At 46.4% G+C, this 13,618-nt stretch carries 12 protein-coding genes; 1 reads left to right on the top strand and 11 read right to left on the bottom strand.

The window, feature by feature from the left end; genetic code table 11:
* Positions 1-16: 16 nt before the first annotated feature.
* The 9 genes from lgt to uvrB all read right to left on the bottom strand — a co-directional run bounded on the left by lgt (position 17) and on the right by uvrB (position 9,814).
* The gene (gene lgt / locus ATG71_RS07365) at positions 17-853 is read right to left on the bottom strand and encodes a prolipoprotein diacylglyceryl transferase (RefSeq protein WP_098439061.1); all 837 of its coding nucleotides are present in this window, start codon (positions 851-853) and stop codon (positions 17-19) included.
* Positions 854-884: 31 nt separating this feature from the next.
* The gene (gene hprK, locus ATG71_RS07360; RefSeq protein WP_098439060.1) at positions 885-1,820 is read right to left on the bottom strand and encodes an HPr(Ser) kinase/phosphatase; all 936 of its coding nucleotides are present in this window, start codon (positions 1,818-1,820) and stop codon (positions 885-887) included.
* Between the two features lie 128 nt (positions 1,821-1,948).
* Positions 1,949-2,599, bottom strand: coding sequence for an alpha/beta fold hydrolase (locus tag ATG71_RS07355; RefSeq protein ID WP_098439059.1), 651 nt, complete (start codon positions 2,597-2,599; stop codon positions 1,949-1,951).
* 102 nt (positions 2,600-2,701) lie between these two features.
* Positions 2,702-3,058: a phage holin family protein gene (locus ATG71_RS07350; RefSeq protein ID WP_098439058.1), complete on the bottom strand. Its 357-nt coding sequence runs from the start codon at positions 3,056-3,058 to the stop codon at positions 2,702-2,704.
* The gene (locus tag ATG71_RS07345) at positions 3,058-3,261 is read right to left on the bottom strand and encodes a PspC domain-containing protein (RefSeq protein WP_061810172.1); all 204 of its coding nucleotides are present in this window, start codon (positions 3,259-3,261) and stop codon (positions 3,058-3,060) included. Before ATG71_RS07345 ends, ATG71_RS07350 begins: the two co-directional genes overlap by 1 nt.
* Before the next feature lie 21 nt (positions 3,262-3,282).
* Entirely contained in the window at positions 3,283-4,413 is a 1,131-nt protein-coding gene (locus tag ATG71_RS07340; RefSeq protein WP_098439057.1) for a DUF4097 family beta strand repeat-containing protein, read from the bottom strand.
* 22 nt (positions 4,414-4,435) lie between these two features.
* Entirely contained in the window at positions 4,436-4,750 is a 315-nt protein-coding gene (locus tag ATG71_RS07335) for a magnetosome magnetite crystal formation protein family (protein WP_061810170.1), read from the bottom strand.
* A gap of 200 nt (positions 4,751-4,950) precedes the next feature.
* A complete protein-coding gene (gene uvrA, locus ATG71_RS07330) occupies positions 4,951-7,824 on the bottom strand; it encodes an excinuclease ABC subunit UvrA (protein WP_098439056.1) in 2,874 nt (957 codons plus the stop codon).
* Positions 7,825-7,831: 7 nt separating this feature from the next.
* Positions 7,832-9,814, bottom strand: coding sequence for an excinuclease ABC subunit UvrB (gene uvrB, locus ATG71_RS07325; protein ID WP_098439055.1), 1,983 nt, complete (start codon positions 9,812-9,814; stop codon positions 7,832-7,834).
* A gap of 592 nt (positions 9,815-10,406) precedes the next feature.
* Between uvrB and ATG71_RS07320 the strand changes: the two genes are divergently transcribed.
* Positions 10,407-12,416, top strand: coding sequence for an N-acetylmuramoyl-L-alanine amidase (locus tag ATG71_RS07320; RefSeq protein ID WP_098439054.1), 2,010 nt, complete (start codon positions 10,407-10,409; stop codon positions 12,414-12,416).
* A gap of 44 nt (positions 12,417-12,460) precedes the next feature.
* On the opposite strand, the gene ATG71_RS07315 is transcribed toward ATG71_RS07320, so the two are convergent.
* Both ATG71_RS07315 and ATG71_RS07310 read right to left on the bottom strand, forming a co-directional pair.
* On the bottom strand, positions 12,461-12,691 hold the full coding sequence (locus ATG71_RS07315; protein ID WP_034764322.1) for a CsbA family protein: 231 nt from the start codon (positions 12,689-12,691) through the stop codon (positions 12,461-12,463).
* Positions 12,692-12,763: 72 nt separating this feature from the next.
* The gene (locus ATG71_RS07310) at positions 12,764-13,405 is read right to left on the bottom strand and encodes an HD domain-containing protein (protein ID WP_098439053.1); all 642 of its coding nucleotides are present in this window, start codon (positions 13,403-13,405) and stop codon (positions 12,764-12,766) included.
* Positions 13,406-13,618: the final 213 nt, after the last annotated feature.

The following is a 13,618-nucleotide window of genomic DNA, read 5'->3' as shown; positions in this document are numbered from 1 at the left end:
TTCCCTCTCCCCTTTATTATGCGTTCACTGTATCTGCCTTTTCATCGTATGCCTTTTGGGCAAGACCCGCTTTTCTTCTGTAAAAGAACACAGCAATCGCGGCAATGATCAGGACGATGGAAATCACTTGAGCGAATCTTAAAGATCCGAGCATCAGACTATCCGTCCTCAGTCCCTCTACATAGAAGCGTCCGATCGAATACCATACTACATATACGAGGAACAATTCCCCCCGGCGCAGCCAGTCGGCTTTTCTTCTCAGGACAAGAAGCAGGATCAACCCTGCGAAACTCCAAAGAGATTCATATAAGAAGGTAGGCTGGTAATACGCACCGTCAATATACATTTGATTGATGATAAAATCAGGAAGCTTTAAACCTTCAAGGAATGCACGTGACACTTCACCACCGTGGGCCTCCTGGTTTACAAAGTTCCCCCAGCGTCCGATCGCCTGACCGAGGATGATGCTTGGTGCGGCGATATCCGTCAGTTTCCAGAAAGACAGTCCTTTCACTTTCGCAAAAACAACCGTGGTCAGAACGGATCCGATCAACGCGCCATGGATGGCAATCCCGCCATTCCATACTTTGATGATATCCCCGGGGTGATCGGCATAATAATTGTCCCACTCAAAGGCAACATAATATATCCTCGCGCAGATAATGGCGATGGGAATCGCCCAGACGAGCAAATCGATGAAGGTATCAGGATGAAGACCTAAACGCTTGCTTTCACGGATGACTAAGTATAGTCCCAGAGCAATTCCAAGTCCGATGATGACTCCATACCAGTGTACCTGGATCGGACCGAGTGAAATGGCAATAGGATCGATTGGCGTAATATTCTCGTTCATTGTGTCTCTCCTTTTTTATTATATGTAAAGCTTAGATATCTTCATTCTCCCCGTCTTCAATCACATCAGCCAGACGGTTTGTAAATTGTTCGGCAGCATTGACGCCCATCCGTTTCAGGCGGAAGTTCATGGCAGCCACTTCGATGATGACGGCAAGATTTCGTCCCGGGCGGACCGGCACGGTATATTTCGTAATATCCGTATCGATGATTCTCATTGTCTCTTCTTCCAGTCCAAGGCGGTCATATTGTTTCGTTTTATCCCACAGCTCAAGATTGATGCACAGGGTAATGCGTTTGTAGTTTCGCACGGCTCCGGCTCCGAACAGCGTCATCACATTGATGATCCCGAGTCCCCGGATTTCAAGGAGATGTTCGATCAGCTCAGGAGAACTGCCGATCAATGTATCCATGTCTTCCTGTCTGATTTCCACACAATCATCGGCCACAAGGCGATGCCCTCTTTTCACAAGCTCAAGGGCGGTTTCACTTTTCCCGACGCCGCTTTTTCCAGTGATCAATACACCGACCCCATAGATGTCGACCAATACACCGTGGATGGCCGTAGTAGGAGCAAGCTTACTTTCCAAGTAATTCGTCAGTCTTGAAGAAAACCTTGTCGTTTTCATAGATGAACGCATGACAGGGACATCATAACGATTCGCCGCTTCCACCAGCTCATCCGGTATCTCCAGGTCTCTCGAAATAATGATGCCAGGGGTGATATCTGTACAGAGCGCTTCCATCCTGCGCTTGCGTTCTGCTTCATCCAGCAATTCGAGGAAGGATAATTCGGTCTTCCCCAGTAATTGAATGCGTTCGGCGGGATAGTAGTTGAAATACCCTGCAATTTCGAGTCCGGGACGGGAAATATCACTCGTCGTAATCGGTCTATGTAAACCCTCTTCTCCGCCGACAAGCTCCAACTTAAACTTCTCGACGATATCTTTTGTGCGAACTTTAGCCAAAAGTAGCTCCTCCTTCACGTTACACTCGCTTCATATTTATAAGCGTACTCTAACCTATTTTAGCAATAATGGAGAAAAGCGCAAGGAGGCTTACTTGGTCAAACCAATGAAGAAAAGCGCAGCTCCGGCTACGCTTCTGAGAATGCTTTGATGATCGACATGAGCTCTTTATGGGTGGAGATGGAATCGAGGACATTGAACCCATGCTCAAGACTATGGTTGACCCCTTTGATCAAATGCAGCTCCAAGCGTTGATTCGCTTTGAGTTCATTGAATCGCCCCTCATCATAATGACGATCTTCATCACCAATGATACAAAGCCCTTCCTGCTTACTATCCAACATGGCCTGAAAGATTTCATCCTCTTTCAGTAAGGGGGTCAACCAGATGAGCTTGGCATCCTTCATGGACTCCCTTGCTGCTTCATGACCTAAAGCCAGTGTCCCAAACGAATTAGCCACTATGTGGATATGTGGATAGGCATGATCCTGCAAGACCCTATCGATGATGTTATTCACATCGTGCTTTAAAGCATCATCCACCTCTTCTACAGAAAACGTTTCGTAGTCCGCACCAGTATATTTATAGTTAACATGCAGCACGTCGAATCCCTTTTCCAGATAAATGCCTGTCGAATAATGAAGCAAAGGTGCCTGCACGGTGTAACCGAGCCCCGGCAAGAGGATGGCGATCCCTTCGGCGTTTTCTCCCTGGGATAATCGTGTGTACGGTACATCGATACCCCCATACCCCTTGATCACACCCGTTGAAATTTTCATATGACACTCCTCCCCTTTCCAAGTATTTCTATTTCAAAATAAGAAACACCTTTTTTGATCATAAAAAAACTCCGGCTTGGGAAAACCGGAGTCCTTTGGTGTTCATTTCTCTTTCATCGGGTCGAGCACCGCTTTCTGGATGACCAAATTGGCAAGTGACAAAATGATCGATGCCAGAAAGGCCATGCCGAAACCTGATAGTTCAAAACTGCTTCCCATCAGTCCATCCGTCAGTAATAACGTGATGGCGTTGATGACGAATAAAAACAGTCCCAGTGATAAAATCGTGACCGGCAATGTCAGGATAATCAAAATCGGTTTCACAAGCACATTCAGAATCGATAGGATAAAGCTCGCTCCAATCGCCGCTGCGATCCCCGACACTTCAAACCCGTCAAAAAAGCCGGCTAATGCAATAAAGATCACTGCATTGATTAAAATTCCAATAATCCATCTCATTATCTGATGGCTTCCTCCTCATGTGGCAGCACGAAGGCCAATAAACCATAAACGACAGCCAGTGGGAAAAACCCAGTTGGAATGAGAAGAATGATGAAGATCACCCTAAGGATCGTTGAATCAATCCCTACATAACGTGACAATCCTCCAATCACCCCGGCAAGCTTGCGGTCAGACCTTGATCGTGCTAATCGTTTTTTCATCATTATTCCTTCTTTCTCATCTTATGCGTTGTCCTTATTAACATTCTTCTGTTCATGTTTTTTTATGAGGACAGATCCCGCTTTTGTTTCCGCAAAAAGATGAAGCTTATCGGCTGAATCAGTCTTACGGCTGAATCGGATCGATTTCTGCACCACTTCATTTTTTTCCTCTAATACATCAATACCCTGCAGTTCGACCTTGAAACTACCGAAGTTCGATTTGGCTTCACCGGAAATGTTGATGTTTTCAGGAACATACAAATCGATATTACCCGTCACTGTTTTTGCGTGTACCGTATCGGATTTCTCCCCTGTCAGTGCACATACGATATTTCCATTCAGGGATTGAACATCTGAGTACGAGATATCCCCTTCGACGTGCACCTTGCCGTTAATGGATTCTGCCTCCACATGATCCGCTTTCGCGTTCAGAATGGAAATCGCACCATTGGACGTTTCGACTTCCGCTTTCTTCGAAGTCAGGCGGTCGATCTGGATCTTCCCATTGGCAGCCTTGGCACGGAGGTCCTGAACCTCTAAATTCTTTGCTTTTAACCCACCATTGAATAAACGGACAGAAATCCTTTTATACTGGTGTTTCGGGATATACAGCTTGGAGTCCACCTTCATCCACTTTAATTGGGTCGAGTAATAGAGGGTATCACCGTCGATGGCAAAGGACGTATTCTCCATGAACTGCTTTCTCGCTTCTTCATTGTCTTCCGTACGATACACCTTGGCTTCACATTCTACCCGGACTTCCTCACCATCCCATGGAATAAGCTCCACCTTTCCATTGGCCACATCGATATCAATTTTTTCAAATTCCGTATTCGGCTGCTGGTAAACATGGGACAATTCCACCGATTGATTCCATTGAAAGTCGAAGTCGAAGCTCTTGATCTTAGAGAGGGCCGAATTCATGAAATCAAGGAGCTTATCTTTCGGATTCCCTGAATGGGATGAGTGGTCTTTTTCACCCTTTTTTTCATCTTGAAAAATCGATACAAACTCATCAAGGAAATCCTTCTCTTTTTTCGGCTTCGATGTATGCGGCTTTTCTTCAAGTGCTTCTAATAATGCCACAGCTTCCTGTGCCGAAATCGTTCCATTTTCCAACATATCCAAAATGCGTTTACGTTCTTCATTCATACTCTTTCATCCCCTTTATTGATTATAAAAGTACTTTGATGCCCTTATACACATTCCAAATGACCACGACAACACTAAGTAATATGGCTAAACCGATCATGATGACGGTGAAGACAGGCAGCCCCGCCCCACTTGCGAAAACCCCCATATCCATAACCAAACCTGCGAATACAAGGGGCACCGCTATGACCGGTAACAAGTGAGATAAAAATGCTGATTTGGCATCCTTTTTCACGTATGGATGATCTGATACAAAATAGACGATCAGGGGAAATAGGAAGCCGGCAAAAAATATACTAAAATAGCATAGAGCTGACAGTACCTTATTGGTCTCCATCTTCATCATCTCCTCTACTATTATTTACGATACGCTGGGCAAAAAGTTTCAATGCATTTGTTATAATCATATTTTCTCATATGGGAAGTGTGCCTAGACTCCATCTTGAGGCTGAGTTTGGGTAGGTATCGGGAGGTGTTTTTCTATATTCCCCGTTTGGTTAAGGAAAAGAGAGATGCTCGATGCATCTCTCTTTTGGATTAGTTTGTGACTTCTTCTTTTTCGCGGATTTTCTTTTTCATCCGTTCACGATCGCGTTCGAGGACGGGTTTCAGGTATTTACCTGTGTAGGAGCCCTGTACTTCGGCCACTTTTTCAGGGGTGCCGGTTGCGACGATTTTACCGCCTTTGTCCCCGCCTTCCGGACCAAGATCCACAAGGTAGTCGGCTGCCTTGATGACATCGAGATTGTGTTCGATGACAAGGACCGTGTCCCCGTTTTCAACGAGTCGTTGAAGGACGACAAGGAGACGGGCGATGTCATCGACGTGAAGTCCAGTCGTCGGCTCATCGAGGATGTAGAGAGAGCGGCCTGTCGAACGGCGATGCAATTCGGACGCCAGTTTGACACGCTGGGCTTCCCCTCCCGATAACGTGGTGGCCGGCTGACCCAATGTGATGTAACCAAGACCTACGTCAAAGATGGTCTGCAGCTTCCGGTTGATCTTAGGGATGTTTTCAAAGAATTTCACTGCATCTTCGACGGTCATTCCAAGGACGTCGGAGATATTTTTATCTTTGTATTTCACTTCAAGGGTTTCGCGGTTATACCGTTTTCCATGGCAAACCTCACATGGAACGTATACATCCGGCAGGAAGTGCATTTCAATCTTGATGATCCCGTCTCCGCGACACGCTTCACAGCGGCCACCCTTGACGTTAAAGCTGAAGCGACCTTTTTTATAACCACGAACTTTTGCTTCGTTTGTGGTGGCAAACACATCGCGGATATCGTCGAACACACCTGTGTACGTAGCCGGATTAGACCTCGGCGTACGGCCGATCGGTGATTGATCGATATCAATGACTTTATCCAGGTGCTCGATGCCCTTCACTTCTTTATGCTCACCAGGCTTTGATTTCGCATTATGAAGCTTTTGAGCCAGTGATTTGTGAAGGATTTCATTGATCAGCGTACTCTTCCCTGATCCCGATACCCCGGTCACAGCTGAAAAGATCCCTAAAGGCAGCTTGACTTTGACGTTGTGCAAGTTATTTTCCTTCGCACCCACAATCTCCAGGTAACGGCCGTCAGGCTTCCGTCTTTCCTGTGGAAGAGGGATGAATTTCTTCCCTGATAAATACTGACCGGTCAATGAGTTGGAATCATCCATCACTTCCTGTGGCGTTCCGGCTGAAACGACTTCCCCACCATGAACTCCCGCACCAGGTCCAATATCAATGAGATAATCTGCCGCCATCATCGTATCCTCATCATGCTCCACGACGATCAACGTATTACCGATTTCACGCATATTCTTTAACGTATCAATCAGTCTATCATTATCCCGCTGATGCAAGCCGATGGACGGTTCATCCAAGATATATAGTACCCCGGTCAGACGGGAACCGATTTGAGTGGCCAGGCGAATCCGCTGGGCCTCCCCGCCTGAAAGCGTCCCTGCCGCACGGCTGAGTGTCAGATATTCAAGACCTACATTCACAAGGAAACCAAGTCGTTCACGTATTTCCCTCAAGATAAGGTTGGCAATCTTCATATCTTTCTCGGAGAGTTGGAGTTTTTGGAAGAACTGCTCTGCTTCTTCAATCGAAAAAGCCGTCACTTCGCCAATATGAAGGGAGTCCACCTTCACGGCGAGGCTCTCTTCTTTCAAACGATGGCCGTTGCAGGCAGGACAGTCCTGCTGCGCCATGTACTTTTCCATCTGTTCCCTGATATAATCCGAGCTCGTTTCACGGTAGCGGCGTTCCACATTGGGAATGACCCCTTCAAAGCGAAGATAGTTTTCCCGGACCTGGCCGAAGTCGTTCTCGTAGCGGAAATAGATTTCATCCTTACCGGAACCGTAAAGGATCTTATCCATCTGATGTTTCGGGATATCCTTTACGGGGATATCCATGGGAATCTCATAATGGTCACAGACTGCTTTCAGCAGGGATGGATAATATTGAGAACTGGTCGGTTCCCACGGGGCGATCGCATGCTCATCGAGGGTACGGTCCCAATTGGGGATGACGAGTTCTTTATCCACTTCGAGTTTGGTTCCCAGTCCGTCACAACTTGGGCATGCCCCGAATGGACTGTTGAAAGAAAACATCCTTGGTTCAAGTTCCGTGATGGAAAATCCACAGTACGGACAGGCATGATGTTCGCTGAATAAAAGCTCATCCTCCCCGATCACATCGATGATCACCTGACCATCTGCCAGTCTCAGTGCCGTTTCAAGGGAGTCGGAGAGGCGGGCTGCCACTCCTTCCTTCACAACGATCCGGTCGATGATCACTTCGATGGAGTGCTTTTTATTTTTCTCCAATGAGATTTCTTCACCAAGGTCCTGTACCTCGCCATTGATGCGAACACGTACGAACCCCTGCTTCTTGATGTCTTCCAATGTCTTTACATGGGTGCCTTTCCGGCCCGAAACAACGGGTGCCAGTACTTGCAGCTTCGTTCTTTCAGGATACTCAAGGACCCTGTCCACCATCTGTTCAATCGTCTGGGAGGTGATTTCGATCCCGTGATTCGGACAGATCGGTTTTCCGACCCTAGCAAACAGCAGACGAAGATAATCATAAATCTCCGTTACGGTCCCAACTGTTGAACGGGGATTGCGGCTCGTCGTTTTTTGATCGATGGAAATCGCCGGTGATAACCCTTCGATGGCGTCGACATCGGGTTTATCCATCTGACCGAGGAATTGACGGGCATAAGCAGAAAGGGATTCAACATATCGTCTCTGCCCCTCTGCATAAATGGTATCAAAGGCAAGGGAAGATTTTCCCGAACCAGATAGTCCGGTCAAGACGACCAGTTGATCCCTTGGAATGTTGATATCTATATTTTTTAAATTATGAGCCCTTGCTCCTTGTACGATGATTTTATCCTGCGCCATAATTCCTTCATCCTTCCGCCTTGAGCTCAAGAATGGTATCACGAAGCTGTGCTGCACGTTCGAAGTCCAGTGCCTTGGCCGCTTCCTTCATTTCCACTTCCAGGCTAGCAATAAGTTTTTGTCGCTCCGGTTTAGACATTTTCGAAACCTTTGTCTGTTCTCCTTCATAAACCCCTGCTTCTTCAGCCGCATGAGTCGCCTTGATGACATCCCTGATTTCTTTTTGTATGGTCGTCGGGGTAACGCCATGTTTTTCGTTGTATTCCTGTTGGGTCGTCCGGCGACGTTCGGTTTCATCCAGTGCTTTTTGCATGGAGTCAGTGATTTTGTCTGCATACATGATGACTCTTCCGTTACTATTACGGGCTGCACGGCCGATCGTCTGGATCAGGGACCGCTCCGAACGCAGGAAGCCTTCCTTATCAGCATCCAAAATGGTGACAAGGGACACTTCAGGTATATCTAGACCTTCACGGAGTAAGTTGATTCCGACTAAGACGTCGTATTTTCCCAAACGAAGATCCCGGATGATTTCGATACGCTCCAATGTCTTGATTTCAGAGTGGAGGTATTGGACCTTGATTCCGATTTCCTTTAAATAGGCAGATAGATCCTCTGACATTTTCTTCGTTAACGTGGTCACGAGAACCCGTTCGTTTTTCTCGACCCGTTCATTGATCTCACCTAATAGATCGTCTATTTGGCCTTCGATCGGACGCACCTCGATGATTGGGTCAAGAAGTCCCGTCGGCCGGATGATCTGCTCGACCATTTCAGGACTATGCTCCAACTCATATGGTCCGGGAGTTGCCGAAACATATAGAAGCTGCTGGGTTTTCTTCTCGAACTCTTCAAAGCGAAGGGGACGATTGTCCATTGCTGAAGGCAGACGGAAGCCATGGTCCACGAGCACTTTTTTACGTGCCTGGTCCCCGTTGAACATCCCCCTGATCTGAGGAAGGGTCACATGGGACTCATCCACTACGATCAGGAAGTCATCCGGGAAATAGTCCAGAAGCGTATAGGGGGTCGATCCTGCCGGTCGTAATGTCAGGTGGCGGGAGTAGTTCTCGATCCCAGAACAGAAACCCATTTCCCTCATCATTTCCAGGTCATACCGGGTTCGCTGTTCCAGCCGCTGAGCTTCGAGAAGCTTGTTCTCTTCCTTCATGATCGCCAGCTGTTCTTCCAGTTCTTTTTCAATATTCTTGATGGCAACCTGTAATTTCTCTTCACGGGTTACGAAGTGGGAGGCCGGGAAAATCGCGATGTGGTCACGATCACCCATGATTTCACCGGTGAGGGCATCCACTTCACGGATCCGGTCGATTTCATCCCCGAAAAATTCCACACGCATACAGTGTTCATCACGGGATGCCGGGAAAATTTCCACTACGTCACCGCGCACACGGAAAGTCCCGCGCTGAAAGTCGATGTCATTTCGTTCATATTGGATATCCACAAGCTTACGAAGCAATTGGTTCCGTTCAATTTCCATCCCTGTCCTGAGGGATAGGACGAGCTCACGATACTCTTCCGGATTACCTAAACCGTAAATACATGACACGCTGGCAATGATGATGACATCTTTCCGTTCAAAAAGGGAAGATGTGGCAGAGTGTCTCAATTTATCGATTTCATCATTGATGCTGGCATCCTTTTCAATGAAGGTATCTGTTTGAGGAACATATGCTTCCGGCTGATAATAATCATAGTAACTGACAAAATATTCAACGGCATTATCAGGGAAAAACTCTTTGAACTCACTGTAGAGCTGTCCCGCCAATGTTTTATTATGAGCAATGATGAGGGTCGGCTTTTCAACCTGCTTGATCACATTGGAGACAGTGAAGGTCTTTCCTGTCCCAGTCGCCCCAAGTAACGTCTGATGCCGTTTCCCTTCATTGATTCCCTGTACCAGCTTCTCTATGGCAAGGGGCTGGTCCCCTTCTGGTTTATATTTGGATTTGAGCTCGAATTGATCTTTCACCGTGAAACCTCCTATAATAAAGGACTGCTACCTTGTATTTACCTACTTATACCCATCTTAAACACTGCACATTCATTTATACACATTCTACCACATTTCCCTCCTTATTAACCAACAATAAGCGAACAAAAGTTCGTTTTCCCTTTTTGAGGGACGGACCTTCAAATCTATTAACATTGTGGATAACTTCCAATTTAGAGCAAGGAACAACTAAGAATCTTACATTCGACAGAGCCAAGAGGTTTGATCATCTTTTTTCGACACCATTCGAACATTTCTATGCACACCCTGTGTATAACCTTGTGCATAAGTCCGCATTACTTGTGGAAAATACGTAAACTTATACACATTTCGTCAAATTTCTTGTGAACAAATCCCCTGGACTCAATTTCAAACTGTGAATAACCATTGGAGATGCTATGTTATTCACATAATTCACTCTTTATCCACAATTCAATCATTTCTCCCCACATTTCACTTTTCATGAATTATTCATCTAGGCATATATCCAATAATTGATTGACTATTCAGTCTATTATTCTATAAGCTTTTTAATAGATTCAGCTAAAATACATAAGCTCAGGAGGAATGTATGAAAAAATCAAAATGGTTGAAAGTTGCAGGCAGTCTCAGTTTAACGGGGCTCTTACTGGGTTCCGCCGTGACACCGTTGTCCCCATCCCTTTCTTCTCAAGGAATTGCACGTGCTGCCACGGTGGATTCATCCGAATTGCAGGAAGCATTCCGACAAGCCGCCCAGGAATTTGACGTACCCGTTGAAGTACTCCTTGCAGTGGGTTATAACATGTCCTTATGGGAGCATCACGACGGAAAGCCAAGCGCTTCCGGCGGCTACGGGTTGATGCATCTGACGGATGTCAATGTTGATAGTTTGGAAGACCCTGACACATCGGACTCACCGCTTCATATGTTTCTGTCAGGAAAAGAAGACGCTCCCATGCAGGGTGTTGTGCCAGCTGGAAAGCAAGCAGATATTTCTCTTTCAGATCCTAATCTTCACACATTAACTGCGGCGGCGGACCTGCTCTCCCTCCCATCCGGGGAGCTAAAAAAAGACAAAAAACAAAACATTCGCGGAGCTGCGGCATTACTTGCAAAGTATGCGGATCAGACAGTCGGTAAAACTCCGACGGGCCTTGATGATTGGTACGGTGCCGTTGCCAAATACAGTGGTTCTTCTGACGAGACAGGAGCAAGGGATTTTGCCGATCGAGTATATGAAACGATCAACAATGGAGCAGCAAAACAGACAGAAGATGGCTCTTCCATCCATCTCGCTCCAAAACAGGTCACTCCGGATAAAGAAACCATCAAGCCATTACACTTAAAATCAGATGATGGAGAAAACAAAGCCGATTGTCCGAAAGGCCTTGCCTGCCATTATGTCCCGGCAGCTTACAAGAAAATCAATCATGACGGGACATTCTATGAGTGGTCTTACGGCAACTACGACAAAGCCAACCGTCCATATGATAACCAGGAAATCAAGTATATCGTCCTACACGATACGGAAATCAGCTATGATCTAACCAAAACCGTGTTTCAGCGGGAAACCACCCAGGCTTCCGCCCACTATGTGATCCGCTCCTCAGATGGCGATATCACTCAAATGATCGATAATAAAGATGTGGCATGGCATGCGGGCAACTGGTATTTCAATTCGAAGAGTATCGGGATCGAACATGAAGGAATCGCCATTGAAGGGGCAGACTGGTACAACGAGCAGCTGTATCATGCCTCCGCCCGATTAGTGAAGCATCTATCAAGGGAGTATAATATCCCCTTGGACCGCGATCATATCATCGCCCATGATGAAGTGCCGGGTACATCCGCAGCCAGACAGTCCACCATGCACTGGGATCCAGGCCCATTCTGGGATTGGGCACATTATATGAAGATTTTGGGGGCACCCCTTGAGTCGGGGAAGAAGCAAAAAGACGTAGTCCAGATCAATCCGAACTTCAACAAGAACATGCCGGACCTTCAGACACCGACCGGTGAGCCCGTTCCAAAACAACCGGCAAACTTCGTCTATCTGTATAGTGCTCCAAGCTTTGATGCTCCCCTTATCAAGGACGCGGCACTGCCGAATGCCCATCCTTTAGATGCGTCGAATTGGGGAAATAAAGCCGTGACAGGTCAAACCTTTTATAAGGCTGATGACGAAGGAGACTGGACAGCGATCTGGTATGGAGCCCAAAAAGCGTGGTTCTATAATCCAAAAGGAAAAAACACCACAAAAGGTTCCGGGATCGTCATCACCCCGAAAGAAGGGAAAACGGAAATCCCTGTTTACGGCTTGGCTTATCCCGAAGCAGAAGCCTTTCCTGAAGGCATTCCGGTAAGAGGGATGAATGTACTTCAATATACGCTCACCCCGGGACAAAAATATGTCGCCACGGAGAAAGTGAAAGGAAGCTACTACAGCGCACCTGTTTATACGTACAACCCGGATACCACCCATAAAATCGTCTGGGGAGACGATGAATTTTATCTGATTCACCTGAATCATCGTCTTGCCTTTGTACGAGCTGAAGATGTGGATATTGTGGATAATTCCAAGCATCCCCATAAACGATAAAAAACAAGGCCGTCCTCAAAGGATGGCCTTGTTTTTTGTCGTGCCTATGCACTTCTCTTCGCTTTTTTCATCATCCGGTCACTATACCAGAATCCAGCGGTGAGCGACGCCGCGTCTATGACTATGAGCAACCAGGAATCCGTATATCCCTTCGACACCGAAGCCGCTATGAGGGCAACGGTCAGGATCAAGCCGACATAATGATTATACGTCACCCGTGTGAACAGAACGACAAGCAATCCCGGTAAAAATAAGCCTAAAATAATTTTTGACACGTTCAACTCTCCTTGTAAATAAGGGAATAACACATATTCTACCGAAGTTTCCCCTATCTGGAAAGGGGGTTCTCATTCTTCAGCCTCCCGGATCAGTTTCTGTGTCCGTTCTTTCAGCTCATGGTGGGGGATGAATTTTTCGGACAGCATATCAGGAAGGATGTATTCGAGGAAGTATCCGACGCAATCCATGTCCTTATATTTGACGATCGTCGTCAGTGCCTCCTGATAAATTTCAATAAACAATGGTTCAGGATTTCCTTTTTGGATTTCACCGAAAGACTCGTATAAAAGGTCGATTTTATCTGCGACGGATAAAATCCTTCCTTCCAGGGTCTCATCCTTCCCCTCTTTAAAACGTTCCCGGTACACTTCCTGGAATTGCGGGGGAAACTCCGTGGTGATGAATTTATTCACCATCTGATCCTCCACCTGGCTGAAGAGCTCCCGTAATTTGCCCGAAGCATATTTCACGGGTGTTTTGATATCACCGGTGAACAGTTCTGCGTAATCATGATTCAATGCTTTTTCATAGAGTGCTTTCCAATCCAGTTCTTTTCCGTTCTGTTCCTCCACCGTCCCGAGAAACTGGGCGATTTTCGTTACTTTAAAGGAATGGCTGGCCACATTATGCTCGTGGTATTTGAAGCGACCCGGACAGCGGATGAGGGTCTCGAGATCTGATAGGCTTTTAAAATAATGATGAATTCCCATGGTATTCTCCTCTCACTGATTATGTTTACTTTATGAAAATAGTATCAAGGAGAGTCGGCCGATGCAAAGATTGGTGGCTTATCCTTTTCTATTTCTCTTACTAATATGGTATTTTCCAGTGGAAAGATACGTGCTTGATTGGTTGTCCACATTTTTTCAGGATAGGAAGGGGTGATAAAAACACTCCCTCATCAACTAAGGGAGTGTTTGTCA

It is taken from the genome of Bacillus sp. es.034 (genome assembly GCF_002563655.1).
Lineage (GTDB): Bacteria > Bacillota > Bacilli > Bacillales > Bacillaceae_B > Rossellomorea.
This window is presented reverse-complemented; position numbering and strand designations above follow the sequence as displayed.